Source organism: Mahella australiensis 50-1 BON, from assembly GCF_000213255.1.
Classification (GTDB): Bacteria; Bacillota; Clostridia; order Mahellales; family Mahellaceae; genus Mahella; species Mahella australiensis.
The window spans coordinates 1,841,218-1,856,934 of sequence record NC_015520.1 but is presented as its reverse complement, the minus strand read 5'-3'; the positions used below and the strand labels follow the sequence as shown (position 1 = coordinate 1,856,934).

The following is a 15,717-nucleotide window of genomic DNA, read 5'->3' as shown; positions in this document are numbered from 1 at the left end:
CAATAGAGATTCGGTATATTCTTAAATTATCAAGGTGTTCTTTCGTATTATATTTAAAAAATGATTTATAACAACTAGAAGGGATGAAAGTATAGTGAATCTATTTGGCATGGAATTGAGCGAAAAACAACTTATTGAGAGCATAGGGCAGATGTCTCAGGTGGCCGGTATGAAACGGCATATATTGTGCGGGGGACGCGCTGAGGGCGTGGAAGCTGTGGATGTTAAGACTGGTTCTGGCTTTCAATTCACTGTACTGCCGGGCAGGGCGATGGATATAGCGTGGGCGGAATATAATGGCATACCGCTGGGATGGATATCCAAATCGGGCATTGTGGCTCCACAGTATTACGAGCCTGAGGGACTATCGTGGTTACGCAGTTTTTTTGGCGGAGTACTGACTACTTGTGGCCTTACACAGGCTGGCGCGCCATGTGATGATCAAGGTGAGATGCTGGGGCAGCATGGGCGTATAGGCAATATACCTGCCGAGCACGTAAACATGGATGCTTATTGGCAAAGTGGACAATATATAATGAAACTCAGAGGCAGTATGGTGGAGGCCTGTACATTTAACGAAAATCTCAAGCTTACACGGGAGATAAAGGCTGTACTGGGAGATTCTAAACTATATATTCACGATCAGGTGGAAAATATCGGCTATCAACCTTCGCCGCTTATGCTGCTATATCATATGAATTTTGGATTTCCGATAGTCAGCCAATATTCCAGGCTTTATGCCGATGATATTTCAGTAGCAGCGAGGGATGAGGCAGCTAAACCTGGTATCGGCATATATGATAGCTTTCAGATGCCCACCAAAGGTTATGCGGAACAGGTCTTTTTCCATTCTTTAAGAGCAGACGCTGATGGCTATACGTCTGTGGGTATAATAAATAAAGAAATAAATACGGGCATTTACATAAAATTTAATATAAATCAATTGCCGTATTTTACTGAGTGGAAGATGATGGGCCAGCAGGATTATGTCGTAGGTTTAGAACCAGGTAACTGTATACCCGAAGGCAGAGCGGCTGCCCGCAATAATGGCAGGCTGCAGTTTATACAGCCTGGCGAGATTAAAGATGTGGATATAGAATTGGCAGTGCTGAGCGGGGAACAAAGCATACAAGAATTCATAAATGATATGGGAGGAAATAAATAGAGCAATGTACGATATAGCTATAGTCGGATCAGGTCCGGCAGGCTTGGCTGCGGCCCTTAATGCGGATATACGAAATCAGCAAACGGTGGTATTCGCGGGCAGGGAAGAGACCACTTATATGGACAAAGCCCCTGATATAGACAATTATCTAGGCTTTCCAAATACTGACGGTATGGAATTGATGCGGCGTTTTCGCGATCATATAGCACAACATGAAGCAGTGGAGATAAAACGCGAAAAAGTTACCAATGTCATGCCAATGGGCACGAGTTTTATGATAAATGCAAACAATATATTTTATGAGAGCCGATCGGTAATATTGGCCATAGGCATTCCCAAGACGCGTTTTATGCCAGGTGAACAGGAGTTTTTGGGTAAAGGAGTGGGCTATTGTGCTACCTGTGACGGACCTCTATATAAAGGCAAGACGGTAGCCATAATATCGGAAGAAGTCAGTGGACAGGAAGAAGCTGATTATCTGGCCGGCATATGCCAAAAGGTTTATTATATACCACTGTATAATCAGCCTGTGGAGGTAAAGCAAGGGGTTGAGGTTATAAATGATAAGCCTATAGCTATAGAAGGCGATGAAGCGGTGCGCGTATTAAAGCTTAAAAATTCCGCATTGCCGGTGGACGGCGTGTTTGTATTAAAGAAGGTTACGCCTTTGGAGCAGCTTATACCCGGTCTGGAGATGGATAAAGGGCTGATAAAAGTGGATAGGGACATGGAGACCAATATACCAGGTGTATATGCGGCGGGCGATTGCACTGGTTGGCCGTACCAAGTGGCCAAAGCTGTAGGCGAGGGTACTGTGGCGGCTCTGGCAGCGGCCAGATATGTCGACAGGCTGAAAAAATAATATATATTGACAAATTTTGCGGCTAAATATAAAATAAACGTATAAACAAATATTTATATGGCGGTGGTATATTTGGATCTCCATCAATCGGCAAAAGTACTTAAGGACAATATAGAAAAGGCTTTAATAGGCAAATCTGATGCAGTAGAACTCGTCTTGGTAGCATTGTTATGCAGAGGGCATGCGTTGATAGAAGATGTGCCCGGTGTAGGTAAGACAACATTGGTTAAAGCTCTTGCTAGGTCTATACAATGTAGTTTCAGCCGAATACAGTTTACCACGGATTTATTGCCCTCAGATATAATCGGTATATCTATTTATAATCAGAAGGACCAGCGCTTTGAATTTAAAAAAGGTCCGATCTTCAGCAATATAATATTAGCTGATGAAATAAACAGAGCGTCGCCTAAAACGCAATCCAGTTTATTGGAAGTTATGGGCGAAAGGCAGATTACGGTAGACGGCATGACTTATAATGTGAGTGAACCGTTCATGGTATTAGCGACGCAAAATCCTATAGAATACGAGGGAACATTTCCGTTGCCCGAGGCTCAATTGGATCGTTTCACCGTTCGCATAAATATGGGTTATCCACAGCCTGTCCATGAAAAGGCGATATTGCAGAGTTATAAAAACGATAATATAGTCGACCACTTAGAACCGGTGCTCCATGGCAATGATGTTATTCAGATGCAGGAGGCGGTATCGCAGGTGTATGTGGACGATAGCCTGTATAATTATATTGTGAATATAGCCAATCGCACGCGCAATAGCAAAGACATTTATTTGGGTGCGAGCCCGAGAGCATCTTTGGTGTTGTTAAAAGCGTCTCAAGCGTTGGCTTTCATTCGTGGCAGGGAATATGTATTGCCTGATGACATAAAAAATGTAGCGGTACCTGTCTTAGCCCACCGCATAATAGTCAGGCCGGAATATCGATTGCAGAATAAAACGGCTGAAGATGCTGTGCGAGATGTACTGGCTAATTTGAATGTTCCTGCGGTGAGGAATTATGCGTGATAAGAGTTTTAGCATAAAACCAACTGGTATTAAGGCTATAATAGCAGTTTCGTTTTTGCTCATCCTGTTTTTTGTAGCATTGTTTACAGGCGGAAGCCTGCCGTATATGATATTGTATATATATGGGTTTTCAATGCTGTTTTCGTTTTTATGGGCCATTATTTCGGTCAATATATTGTATACGAGTATAAAAGTTGATAAGCAAAGCGTTGTTGTGGGAGATAGCATTCAAATAAGTATGGATATAGAGAATCCCAGTTTTTTGCCGATACCTTATGTTGCCATAGGTGCGGATTTATTATCTGATATGTTAGCTCAGAAGCATATCTCGCGCCATATAAGTTTGGGTCCAAGGCATGAGGTGTCTTTCGAAGATATACTGCAATGTGGCCATTACGGCTTTTATGACATGGATTCCATAACGTTAAGGGTAGAGGACGCTTTTGGCATATTTGCTGTAAATAAACGATTGGCTTCTCATTTGATACTCCGCGTGTATCCTAAATGGTATAATTTGAATCGCTTATCGTTATCGTCTTATCAGCAAATGGGCAATATATCCGGTAAGCACCGTATTATGGAGGATTTCGCTGACATAGGCGGTATACGTCAATACAGGGACGGGGATAGCATAAAACGCGTGCATTGGAAACTGTCTGCTAAACGCGATGAATTACTGGTAAAAGACTTTGTATTTAATTCCAATACGCAGGTATGCGTGATTATTGATACCTATAAGCCTGATTTTGAAAGCAATACTGCGGAATTAAGCGAACGGATGGCTGAATGCGCGGCGTCCATATTATATTACTGCCTCAACAGCGAAATGCATACGGGATTGATATATGATGAACGCGAGCATGTAATGTTATGGGGTAATAATCTTTCGACATTCACGGCGTTTATGGATTCTATAATAATGACAAAAATGCAGGGTGAAAGGCCATTGTCGGACGTGCTGTTGAAAGATATGGCGGCAATGCCATGGGGTACCGCGGTATTGGTTTTGGTGCCGCTTTTAGCCAGCGATACGTTGTCTGCCATGGTATCCCTGAAAGATATGGGATATGAGATAAGATGTGTATATTTCGGCGATAAACATGATAATGAACAGGCCAATGCATTGGCATATCTTAAGGAATGCGGCGTACAGATAATGGATTTTTCTACTAACGAAAACGCATCTTCGGCTTTGATGGCCATTTAGCCGATGGTTGTTTGCCGGGAGGGAAACTTATGAAGGATATACATGGTAAAAGATATTTATTGACATATATTATAGTCGCTGTGCTTATGGTTTTATGCTTGAATCTTTCTATAACAAACGGGTTCGATTTTCCTTATCCTTTCTATAGGACCATAATATGGACGGTTATCATAACGCTGCTTTTTTCGCTGTGGGCTTTTTACAAGAAGATAGATATAATAGTGCTCGCGGCCTTTATAGCCATTATAGTGGCTGTATATATACGCGACAAGCAAGAGTTGATTTCTGCGGTGGATTTTGTGAAAAATATGGCGATATGGGCAAGCCTGTATATGAATAATTCGGTTGAATATTCTGCGGCATATGCTCAGATATTGCTTTTTTGTATATATATATTGACGGGTTTTATAATGCCGTTCTTGATAATCCGTTGGAAACAGACTTTTATACCTATAGTGGCAGGACTGCTAGTCTTCGTTGTACAGTGGTACGGTTTTGTAGATGAGGCTATATATTATATGGTGGTATTTGCGGCAGTTGCTGTGGTTTTAATGGCTCTGCGCACATATGAGCGACAGCAAAGGGTAAAAAGCAAAGATGCGCTGAGCAATTGGGTGAGTATGGGCGGTATTATATCAGCGGCTGCTATTGCTATGACCATGATTATGCCGATGGATATAGAACCCGTTTCGTGGCAGTGGCTCAATGATAAAATAGTGCAGACCTTTCCCGTGGTAAGGGAATGGCGTGGTGGCGACAGGGCTCATCCGCTCACATCGGTAGATTTGAGCGGTACGTTTGATTTATCAGAAACGGGGATGCAGCGTAGCCAAAAATTTCTGGGAGGGCCGGCCCTACAAGACGATTCTGTAGCGCTGATAGTGCATTCACCTCAGAAAACATATCTGAGAGCGGTGGCCTATGATATATATGATGGTCGTGGTTGGGAGAGATCTCAGTCCAAATGGTATGCATATAACGACGGCGCTGCAATGGACAATAGCTTTGCGCGCGATGTAGAAACATATAAAATAAAAATAACCGTAGAGCCGGCTGATCTTCATAGCAATACGTTATTTGTTCCGTGGCAGCCCTGGGCAATTTATAAGCAGGATGGGGGCCAGTATTATGGTAGCGATGCTTATGAGATTATGAATCCTGAAGGCCGTATGCGAGAGCCGTATACCGCAGAGTCCATAGTGCCTATAGTCGATGTGGATAGATTGAAAGCCAGCGGGTATAATTATCCTTTACCTATAATGAATCGATATTTACAATTGCCTCAAGACCGCATAAGCGATAGGTTGAAGCAGGAAGCCATGAAGATAACTGAGAAATACAGTAACCCTTACGACAAAGTCAAAGCGGTGGAAAGCTATCTAAGGCAGTTTCCATATACTCTGGATGTATCTTATACACCGCGAGGACAGGAGTTTGTAGATTATTTTATATTTGAACAAAAACAGGGTTATTGTGTATACTATGCCACAGCTATGGCTGTTATGTTGCGTTCTATAGGTATACCGGCGAGATATGTTACAGGCTTCGTTATGCCGGATGAACCTGTCGAAAGCGATCGTTATGAAATAACGAATTCACAGGCACATTCGTGGGTAGAGGTATATTTCAGTGAATTCGGGTGGTTGCCTTTTGAACCAACGCCGGCATATGCGGCAAGCCAATTCGGAGAAACCATAACAGGCGATGCTGTAGCGGCTGGAAATTATAACGATTATTATCAGCAATATATGGATTATATGAATCAACTTAATCAAACGACCGGCAACTATGATCCGTCTGCGCAGATTGATGTGGTGGCGCCGGCAGAACCACCGGAAACGAACTGGTGGCCAACTGTATTATGGTCGGCAGCAGCACTTATAGCCGCTTTGCTTATGCGCATAACGTATGTATGGATCATTAAATGGCGCCAGCGGAACATATGGCGCCGAAGCGAATACCGCGATGGTATACTGACATATTATGATATTATATGCCGTTTGTTGGAACATTGGGGGTTGAGCATGTGGCCGGGCGAAACGCCTGCGGAGTACGCTGACAGGGTGTGCAGGTATATGGGTAGCCAGCGTTTTAAAGAGCTCACCGATATATTCCAGAGAGCGCGTTATAGTCAGCAATCTATGACCAAAGCGGAATTGGAACAAATGTCAGAGTATTATGAGCGCATACTGGAGTCCATACGTGAACAGCCTAAAACTTATATAAGTTATATATGGCGCAGATATGTGCTCAATGCAATATAAATCAGAAAATATATTCTCTTTATGGCGATTAGGTGTTATAATAGATATAAATAGAACGACATTATAGATATTAGGGAGTATTAATTGGATGATTAGCAAGAAGCAGACCATCATTATAGTTATAATAGCTGTTATACTTTCTTCTACGTTGACATTAGCTATAAATGACTATTGGCAGGTTTATCAAGGAGATAAGGTAACGATTTCCAGAGAAGATTACCAGTGGCTGGTAAGCACGAGCAAACTGGCAGAAGTGAAAAAGACAATAGAGAGTCAGTTCGCCTTGCCTTATGATGAAAGTAAACTGATGGATGGTGCGGTAAAAGGCTTAGTGGCAGCTTTGGGAGACCCGTACTCGCAGTATTTCGATAAAGATGAGTATAAAGAGTTTATGGAGCATACCACTGGCAAATATGCCGGTGTGGGCTTATTGGTCACGGTTAATCCGGATGATAACCTTATAGAAGTGGTAAATGCCTTCAAAGATGGGCCGGCCGCTAAAGCTGGCATAAAGCCGGGCGATAAGGTGGTAAAAGTCGACGGACAGGATGTGGACGGTAGTTCTCTGGATAAAGCTGTAGCCATGATGAAAGGCGATAAAGGTACCAAAGTAAAGGTTACCATACTGAGGGAAGGTTCAGCTCAACTGTTGGAGTTTGAATTGGTACGCGATATAATAAATATACAGACAATAGAATATTCTATGATGGACGGCGGCATAGGATATATAAGGCTTACCACTTTCGATCAAGGCTCGGTAAAAGAGTTTGATGCTGCATTAAATGCCCTTTCCAAACAAGGTATGAAAGGCCTTATATTTGATCTGCGCGATAATCCGGGAGGATTGCTTGATGTTGCCGTTGAGATAGCGGATAGATTGATGCCGAAGGGCTTGATAGTGTATACGATGGATAAAAACGGCGAGAAGCAGTCCTGGTCATCCGATGCAAATAAGATAGATGTACCGTTGGTTATTCTGGTAAACGAAAACAGCGCCAGCGCATCGGAAGTGGTATCCGGAGCGGTGCAGGACAGCGGCAGCGGCACGTTGGTAGGGACAAAGACATTCGGCAAAGGTATAGTGCAGAGCATACGCGACTTTAAGGATGGTTCGGCGTTGAAGCTTACGACTTCCAAGTATTATACGCCTAAAGGCCGAAACATACACGGCACAGGCATACAGCCGGATGTGGTAGTAGAGATGCCCGAGGGATACCAGAGCTCGCTGCAGATAAAACCGGAGGATGATACACAGTTGCAAAAGGCTGTAGAGGTATTGAAGTCGAAAATAAAATAAAAATATCAAGGTGAGGTTTGATGTTGTTTTTAGATACGGTTAATCTTATATTTAAGGTCTTTATAAAATCGATATTCAATATATACTTCCCGTTGGTAATATTCATACTGTATTTTCAAAGCAAACGATATGCGGAGTTGGAAGAGCGAGTGTTGGGGGCGCCGAGGGCGTCGATATGGCATCGCGTTATAAATAGTGGCTTATACGGATTGGTAGCGGGTTTTATAGGCAGCATAGTGGCTCTATGGATCGGCGTTTCTATAGACGAGATTTCCATAATGCTTATATGGCCGCTGGCCCTCATACTGCTCCTATTTGATCCGAGGTTTGTATGCTTCTCTTATGCAGGTGGCATAATAGCGATGATAAGCCTTTTATTCGGGTGGCCTGAGGCATATGTGCCGGGCATAATAGCATTGGTGGGTATACTGCATCTTATGGAGAGCATGCTCATGTTGATGGAGGGCGATCATGACCCGTTGCCTATGTTGGTGCAAAATAACCGGCATGAAGTGATAGGAGCGTTTGCCATACAAAAGTTTTGGCCGTTGCCTCTGGCGTTTCTGATTTACACCGATATGATAGTCGTGGGACAGGCGGTGGATATGCCGTCGTGGTGGCCGTTGCTTAAATCAGCAAGCGGTGCGGCATCATTTATGCTTATTCCCATGATAGCTGCTTTGGGTTACAGTGATATCGCTATAACCCAACCGGTTAAGGATAGGGTGCATGCATCGGCGTTCAGACTAGGCTTATATAGCTTAACGCTGCTGGTTTTATCCTATGCCGCATCGCGCTATAAGGTATTCGCATATATAGGAGCCATAGCTATGCCGGTGCTTCATGAATTGGTGATAAAATATGGTGTTTGGGTACAACAGAAAGGCGAGCCGATATTTGTTGCGCCGAGACGCGGGCTTATGGTGCTTGATGTTTTGCCGCTATCGCCTGCCGAGACCATGGGGCTTAAAGCCGGAGATACAATATTATCGGTTAATGGCCGCGATGTAAACAGCGAGGATATGTTGAATGAAATATTAAGGGATTATCCGCATTTTATGTGGGTAGACGGTGTAGATATAAAAGGACATACAAAAAGCTGCGAGCATCGATTTTATCCAGATGGAATAAGCAATCTTGGCGCTATTATAATGCCCAAACGGTCTGCTGTTTTTATAAATATGCACGATGATAATGATCCGCTTAGGAACATTATGAATAGCAGCCGGCTGAGTTAAAGGATTGATAAACGATGGCAGAATTTAATTTAATATCGGAGTATAAACCTACAGGCGATCAACCACAAGCTATAGAAAAGTTGGCTGATGGTGTCAAGAATGGCCTGAAGTTTCAAACCATGCTAGGTGTCACCGGTTCAGGTAAGACCTTTACCATGGCAAATATAATACAAAAGGTACAAAAACCGACACTGGTCATAGCGCACAACAAGACCCTGGCAGCACAGCTATGCGGAGAATTTAAGGAGTTTTTTCCCAATAACGCTGTAGAATATTTTGTGAGCTATTATGATTATTATCAGCCCGAGGCTTATATACCGACTACCGATACGTATATAGAGAAGGACTCGGCTATAAACGATGAGATAGATAAAATGAGGCATTCGGCTACTTCGGCGTTGTTGGAGCGCCGCGATGTTATAGTGGTGGCCAGCGTGTCATGTATATATGGTTTGGGTAATCCGAACGAATATGCGTCGATGGTGGTATCGCTGCGTCCTGGCATGGAGAGGGATCGCGACGAGGTGCTGCACCGTTTGATAGAGATACAGTACGAGCGTAACGATATAGATTTTGTACGTGGTACGTTTCGGGTACATGGCGACGTGGTGGAAATTTTTCCGGCGTCATCGAGCGATAAGGCTATCAGGGTGGAGTTTTTTGGCGATGAGATCGACCGTATAACTGAGGTTGATATAGTGACTGGCGAAATAACGGCTGAATTGAATCATGTAGCTATATTTCCGGCATCGCATTATGTTACGTCGCAGGATACGTTGGATAGGGCCATAGAGCAGATAGAGCGCGACCTGGCTATACGAGAAGCCGAATTCAAGGCTCAGAACAAGCTTCTGGAGGCCCAGCGCATAGTTCAGCGTACAAATTTTGATATAGAGATGATGCGTGAGGTGGGGTACTGCCAGGGCATAGAGAATTATTCGCGTTATTTTGACGGTCGTCAACCTGGTCAACCGCCCTATACGTTGCTGGACTATTTTCCGGATGATTTTCTGATATTCATAGATGAGTCGCATGTTACGTTGCCGCAGATACGCGGCATGTATGCCGGCGACCGTTCCCGCAAGGATACGCTTGTAGAGTATGGTTTCAGGTTGCCGGCTGCATATGACAATAGGCCGCTGACGTTTGAAGAATTTGAGGCGCATATCAATCAAATCATCTTTGTCAGCGCTACGCCCGGCCCTTATGAGATGGAACATTCTCAGCAGGTGGTAGAGCAGATCATAAGACCTACCGGCTTGGTTGATCCCGAGGTGGAGGTGCGTCCGGTTCAAGGCCAGATCGATGACCTCATAGCCGAGATAAAGAAGCGCGTTGAAAAAGGTCAGCGCGTGTTGGTTACCACGCTTACCAAAAGGATGGCTGAAAATCTTACCGATTATCTGAAAGAATTGAATATAAAAGTGCGCTATATGCATTCTGACGTAGCTACAATAGAGCGTATGCAGATAATAAGGGATCTGCGCTTGGGTGTATTCGATGTGTTGGTCGGAATAAACCTTCTAAGAGAAGGCTTGGATCTGCCGGAGGTCTCATTGGTGGCTATATTGGATGCCGATAAAGAAGGATTTTTACGTTCCGAAACGTCGCTCATACAGACTATAGGACGTGCGGCGCGCAATGTTGAAGGCAAAGTAATAATGTATGCCGATAACATAACGGGTTCAATGAAGCGCGCTATAGATGAAACCAATCGGCGTCGTCAGTTGCAGATAGAATACAACCAAAAGCATGGCATAACGCCTCAAACTATTAAAAAGGGCATACGCGATATAATAGAGATTACAAAAGTAGCTGAGAAACGAGAGGTTTATACTGCCAAGACCAAGTTGACCAGGCAGGAGATTGTCGATATAATAGATGAGTTAGAGCGCAAGATGAAAGAAGCGGCCGCTGCGATGGAGTTTGAAAAAGCCGCTGAATACAGAGATCAAATGTTGGAGTTGAAAAGCAAGCTATAGGGAGTATAAGATTTTATGTCTAAAGATGCTATTATTATAAAGGGAGCCAGACAGCACAACCTTAAGAATATAGATGTGACTATACCGCGCAATGAACTGGTGGTTATAACCGGTTTAAGCGGTTCGGGTAAATCATCGCTGGCCTTCGATACCATATATGCCGAAGGCCAGCGGCGTTATGTAGAATCGCTTTCAGCCTATGCCAGGCAATTTCTGGGGCAGATGGACAAACCGGATGTTGACTATATAGAGGGTTTATCGCCCTCTATATCCATAGACCAGAAAACCACTAGTCATAATCCGCGTTCCACCGTGGGTACTGTCACCGAGATACATGATTATTTAAGATTGCTGTTTGCCAGGATAGGGGTACCTCACTGTCCGAACTGCGGTCGCTTGATAGAGCAGCAGACGCTGGATCAGATAATAGACCGCATAATGCAGTTGCCGGAGCGTACGAGGATACAGTTGTTGGCGCCTATAGCGCGCGGGAGGAAAGGAGAATATGTCAAGGTACTCGATGATATGCGGCGAGCTGGCTATGTGCGTGCTCGGATAGATGGACAAGTGATGGATCTTGTAGAGGACATAAAGCTTGCCAAGAATAAAAAACATAATATAGAAATAGTTGTAGATAGGTTGAGCATACGCCCGGGCATAGAGGGCCGCCTGGCTGACTCGCTAGAAACGGTTATGAAACTGAGCGGCGGGTTGGTGCTGGTCGATGTTGTGGATGGCCAGGAGATGCTGTTCAGCCAGAATTTCGCATGTCCGGATTGCGGCATAAGCATAGAGGAGATAACGCCGCGCTTGTTTTCGTTTAATAATCCTTACGGGGCATGTCCGACTTGTACGGGACTCGGTGTGTTGATGAAACTGGATCCGGAGCTTCTTATTCCTGATAAACAAAAGTCATTGGATGAAGGTGCTATCGAGCCGTGGAATTTCGCTGTAGAGGGATATTATGCTAATAGCTCTATCAGGTCATTGGCCGATGCTTATGGTTTCAGAACCGATGTACCCGTAGCAGACCTCGGAGAGGATATAATCGATTTGTTGCTTTACGGGACAAAGGCAACCAAGGCTGTGCCTAAGAGAAACATCAAGTTCGACGGTATTATTCCGCTGCTGGAGAGACGATATGCACAAACGCAGTCTGAATGGATAAAGGCCGAGATAGAAAGCTATATGACGGCTTCATTATGCCCCGACTGCCACGGTGCCCGCCTAAAAAAAGAAAGCCTTGCCGTAACTATAGGGGGCAAATCGATAGCTGAAGTATCCGATATGTCGATACGCGAGGCTGATGAATTTTTTGCCGCTTTATTGCTTACCGAACGAGAGCATATGATTGCGGATCAGATACTCAAGGAGATAAACGCCAGGCTTGGGTTTTTATTGAATGTGGGTCTGGATTATCTTACACTTTCGCGATCGGCTACTACATTGTCTGGTGGTGAGGCCCAGCGCATAAGATTGGCTACGCAAATAGGCTCGGGGTTGGTAGGCGTATTATATATACTCGATGAACCAAGTATAGGGTTGCATCAACGCGATAACGGCAGGTTGCTGGACACATTGAAGAACCTGAGGGATCTTGGCAACACCGTGGTAGTGGTAGAACATGATGAAGAGACGATGTATGCGGCCGATTATATAATAGATATGGGGCCAGGCCCCGGCGCGCATGGCGGATACGTGGTGGCAACCGGTACGGTAGAGGAGATAAAGGCTTGTCCCGAATCGTTGACAGGGCAGTATTTAAGCGGCAAGAGGTCGATAGAAATACCGCGAACAAGGCGTGGCGGCAATAAATGGATCAGTATAATAGGAGCGCGTGAAAATAATCTCAAGGATATCGATGTAGATATACCTTTGGGTACATTTACATGTGTAACAGGCGTGTCGGGATCGGGCAAGAGTACATTGGTCAATGAAATATTGTATAAACAATTAGCCAGGGATTTAAACGGCGCGCATACCTACCCAGGTCAACACGATGCTATAAAAGGCGAAGAATATCTGGATAAGGTTATAGATATCGACCAATCGCCTATAGGACGTACGCCGCGTTCTAATCCGGCCACTTATACCGGTGTATTTGACATAATACGAAATGTATTTGCTCAGACGCAGGAGGCCAGGATGCGCGGCTATAAGCCGGGGCGCTTCAGCTTCAACGTTAGAGGCGGCCGGTGCGAAGCCTGTCATGGTGATGGTGTTATAAAGATAGAAATGCATTTCATGTCAGATATATACGTCCCGTGTGAGGTGTGCCAAGGTAAGCGCTATAACAGGGAGACGCTGGAGGTGAAGTATAAAGGCAAGAGCATAGCCGATGTGCTGGATATGACAGTAGAGGATGCGCTGGAATTCTTTAAGAATATACCGCGCATACAGGCCAAAATCCAGACGTTGTATGATGTCGGACTCGGCTATATGAAACTAGGGCAACCGGCCACCACGCTTTCCGGAGGCGAGGCCCAAAGAGTAAAGCTTGCTACCGAACTCAGCCGCCGTGCCACAGGCAGAACGCTGTATATACTGGATGAACCGACAACGGGGCTGCATATGGCCGATGTGCATAAGCTGATCGATATGTTGCAGAGATTGGTCGATGCCGGCAATACCGTCGTGGTCATAGAACATAATATGGACGTGATAAAGTCGGCCGATTATATAATAGACCTCGGTCCCGAAGGTGGAGATCGTGGAGGGGAGATAGTGGCGCAGGGCACGCCGGAAGAGATTGCGACAAATCCCGAAAGCTACACCGGCCAATTCTTAAAAGATATATTGGCTGAACGAATAGATGCCACGGTATGTAGCTGAAAAATGCTGATATGCTGCTTTTAGTTACATTAATTGCCTGCCAATACCACCTGCTCTTATAATAATACTATATTATAGAGCGGTGGTATTATTTTATGTTATATGAACGCTTGGTGGAATTGCGCAAAGAGAGGAAGATGACGCAAGAGGAATTGGCTAATGTATTGGGTATTTCACGCAGCGCTCTTTCTCTATATGAAACGGATAAAAGGCAACCGGATTTTCAGACGATATGCCGTTTGGCGGATTTTTTTAACGTATCTGTGGATTATTTGTTAGGTCGTACCGATGATAGATGCGGAGTAGCACGCACGACATATAAGGCGGGCAATAAAGCGGATTTTATACTGCGCGATCCGGATATAAGGGAAGCGCTAGATGAGCTGGATTATATAACAGCCGATGAAAAAGAAAGCCTGCTCACCCATCTGTACGGTATAAAAAGCAAAAGGCAAAGGGCCAGAGACGATAAATAACCGCAAAAATGGCATAAATAAGCAAAAGCGGACATATAATATGCGATAAGGACTTTTGTCCTAGTAACCAAGCGAATTCAGCAGTTCAAAAAACCCCGGAAACGACACTTCAACGCATTCAGCCCCTTCTATAGAAGTATTACCGTCGGCTAGCAAGGCGGCTATAGCCGCTGCCATAGCTATGCGGTGGTCACCTTTCGGATTTGTGTGACATCCTTTTAAACGCGATTTTCCCTTTATGATTATGCTGTCATCGGTTGTGTCCACTTCTGCCCCGAAATTGCGCAGCATATGGCTTATAGCAGCTATCCTATCGCTTTCTTTCACGCGCAGTTCTTGAGCATCTTTTATTACGGTAGTCCCTTCGGCTAACGAGGCCGCTACTGCCAGTATCGGGATTTCATCTATAAGACGGGGTATAATGCCGCCGCTTATGGTTATGCCGTGCAGGCGGCTGGTGGCTACGGATATATCAGCTACCTCCTCCATATTCCATAAGCGCCGGTTTGATATCGTTATGTCGGCTCCCATATCCTTGTATGCATCCAGTATGCCGGTACGCGTTGGATTTATGCCGACATCTTGTATAGTTATATGCGATTCAGGGCACAGCATAGCCGCTGTTATGATAAACGCAGCCGACGATATGTCGCCGGGTACGTTTATATGCGCGCAGTGCAGCGCTTGCGCAGGCCATATGGTGGTGGAACGGGGGCTCTCAAAGTCCAGCTCATCGGCTAAAATACGTACGTCCATAGCTTTGAGCATTAGTTCAGTATGATCGCGGCTTGGATAAGGTTCGGTTATGGTTGTAGGGCTATCGGCATATAAACCGGCCAGCAATATGGCGGATTTGACCTGTGCGCTGGCCACCGGCATAGCGTAATTTATACCGTGCAGCGGTTTGCCATGTATTATTAAAGGAGCGTGTATGCCCCCATCAGGGCTGTTTATTTCAGCTCCCATCTGGCGCAACGGTTCCACAACGCGCATCATGGGACGGGAGAGTATGGATGCATCGCCGGTTAAAGTGGTGCTAAAGTGCTGAGCGGCCAGTATGCCGCTCAGCAACCTTATAGTAGTGCCTGAGTTTCCGACATCCAGCGGGTGCGTCGGCGGTTTGAGGCCATGCATACCGACACCTTGTACGCATACCCTGTCGCCGCTTACATCGATGGATACGCCGAGTTCTTTAAAGCATGCGATGGTGCTTAAGCAGTCGGCGCCCATGAGAAAGCCGTCTATATAAGTGATGCCGTCGGCTATAGAGCTGAGCATCACAGCTCTATGCGATATGGATTTGTCGCCGGGTACGGTTATTGAACCCCTTATATGGCTTTTTGGGGATATGTTTATTTTCATTTTATCTTACCA

General features: G+C 44.9%; 11 protein-coding genes. 10 read left to right on the top strand and 1 reads right to left on the bottom strand.

Annotated elements, in window-relative coordinates; translation table 11 throughout:
• Positions 1-94: 94 nt before the first annotated feature.
• The 10 genes from MAHAU_RS08740 (at position 95) to MAHAU_RS15065 (ending at position 14,343) form a co-directional block, all read left to right on the top strand.
• The gene (locus MAHAU_RS08740) at positions 95-1,165 is read left to right on the top strand and encodes an aldose 1-epimerase family protein (protein WP_013781364.1); all 1,071 of its coding nucleotides are present in this window, start codon (positions 95-97) and stop codon (positions 1,163-1,165) included.
• A gap of 4 nt (positions 1,166-1,169) precedes the next feature.
• On the top strand, positions 1,170-2,027 hold the full coding sequence (locus MAHAU_RS08735; protein ID WP_013781363.1) for an NAD(P)/FAD-dependent oxidoreductase: 858 nt from the start codon (positions 1,170-1,172) through the stop codon (positions 2,025-2,027).
• A 72-nt stretch (positions 2,028-2,099) separates the two neighbouring features.
• Positions 2,100-3,047: an AAA family ATPase gene (locus MAHAU_RS08730; RefSeq protein ID WP_013781362.1), complete on the top strand. Its 948-nt coding sequence runs from the start codon at positions 2,100-2,102 to the stop codon at positions 3,045-3,047.
• Positions 3,040-4,254 carry a DUF58 domain-containing protein gene (locus MAHAU_RS08725; protein ID WP_013781361.1) on the top strand — a complete coding sequence of 405 codons (1,215 nt, stop codon included), beginning with the start codon at positions 3,040-3,042 and terminating at the stop codon, positions 4,252-4,254. Before MAHAU_RS08730 ends, MAHAU_RS08725 begins: the two co-directional genes overlap by 8 nt.
• A 29-nt stretch (positions 4,255-4,283) precedes the next feature.
• Positions 4,284-6,518: a transglutaminase TgpA family protein gene (locus tag MAHAU_RS08720; RefSeq protein ID WP_013781360.1), complete on the top strand. Its 2,235-nt coding sequence runs from the start codon at positions 4,284-4,286 to the stop codon at positions 6,516-6,518.
• Between the two features lie 88 nt (positions 6,519-6,606).
• The gene (locus MAHAU_RS08715; protein ID WP_013781359.1) at positions 6,607-7,815 is read left to right on the top strand and encodes a S41 family peptidase; all 1,209 of its coding nucleotides are present in this window, start codon (positions 6,607-6,609) and stop codon (positions 7,813-7,815) included.
• 20 nt (positions 7,816-7,835) lie between these two features.
• Positions 7,836-9,053, top strand: a complete 1,218-nt coding sequence (locus MAHAU_RS08710; RefSeq protein WP_013781358.1) for a PDZ domain-containing protein — start codon at positions 7,836-7,838, stop codon at positions 9,051-9,053.
• A 14-nt stretch (positions 9,054-9,067) separates the two neighbouring features.
• Positions 9,068-11,035, top strand: coding sequence for an excinuclease ABC subunit UvrB (uvrB, locus tag MAHAU_RS08705; protein ID WP_013781357.1), 1,968 nt, complete (start codon positions 9,068-9,070; stop codon positions 11,033-11,035).
• 15 nt (positions 11,036-11,050) lie between these two features.
• Positions 11,051-13,867 (top strand): excinuclease ABC subunit UvrA, encoded by a 2,817-nt coding sequence (gene uvrA, locus MAHAU_RS08700; protein WP_013781356.1) that lies wholly within the window; start codon positions 11,051-11,053, stop codon positions 13,865-13,867.
• A gap of 95 nt (positions 13,868-13,962) precedes the next feature.
• Positions 13,963-14,343, top strand: coding sequence for a helix-turn-helix domain-containing protein (locus MAHAU_RS15065; RefSeq protein ID WP_013781355.1), 381 nt, complete (start codon positions 13,963-13,965; stop codon positions 14,341-14,343).
• A 60-nt stretch (positions 14,344-14,403) separates the two neighbouring features.
• Here the strand turns inward: MAHAU_RS15065 and aroA are convergent, their stop codons facing one another.
• Entirely contained in the window at positions 14,404-15,705 is a 1,302-nt protein-coding gene (aroA, locus tag MAHAU_RS08690) for a 3-phosphoshikimate 1-carboxyvinyltransferase (protein WP_013781354.1), read from the bottom strand.
• Positions 15,706-15,717: the final 12 nt, after the last annotated feature.

Bases quoted from the DNA above. Each gene is read 5' to 3' on its own strand.
- MAHAU_RS08735 (WP_013781363.1), top strand. From the start codon at position 1,170: ATGTACGATATAGCTATAGTCGGATCAGGTCCGGCAGGCTTGGCTGCG.
- MAHAU_RS08725 (WP_013781361.1), top strand. From the start codon at position 3,040: ATGCGTGATAAGAGTTTTAGCATAAAACCAACTGGTATTAAGGCTATA.
- MAHAU_RS08720 (WP_013781360.1), top strand. From the start codon at position 4,284: ATGAAGGATATACATGGTAAAAGATATTTATTGACATATATTATAGTC.
- MAHAU_RS08715 (WP_013781359.1), top strand. From the start codon at position 6,607: ATGATTAGCAAGAAGCAGACCATCATTATAGTTATAATAGCTGTTATA.
- MAHAU_RS08710 (WP_013781358.1), top strand. From the start codon at position 7,836: ATGTTGTTTTTAGATACGGTTAATCTTATATTTAAGGTCTTTATAAAA.
- uvrB (WP_013781357.1), top strand. From the start codon at position 9,068: ATGGCAGAATTTAATTTAATATCGGAGTATAAACCTACAGGCGATCAA.
- uvrA (WP_013781356.1), top strand. From the start codon at position 11,051: ATGTCTAAAGATGCTATTATTATAAAGGGAGCCAGACAGCACAACCTT.
- MAHAU_RS15065 (WP_013781355.1), top strand. From the start codon at position 13,963: ATGTTATATGAACGCTTGGTGGAATTGCGCAAAGAGAGGAAGATGACG.
- aroA (WP_013781354.1), bottom strand. From the start codon at position 15,705: ATGAAAATAAACATATCCCCAAAAAGCCATATAAGGGGTTCAATAACC.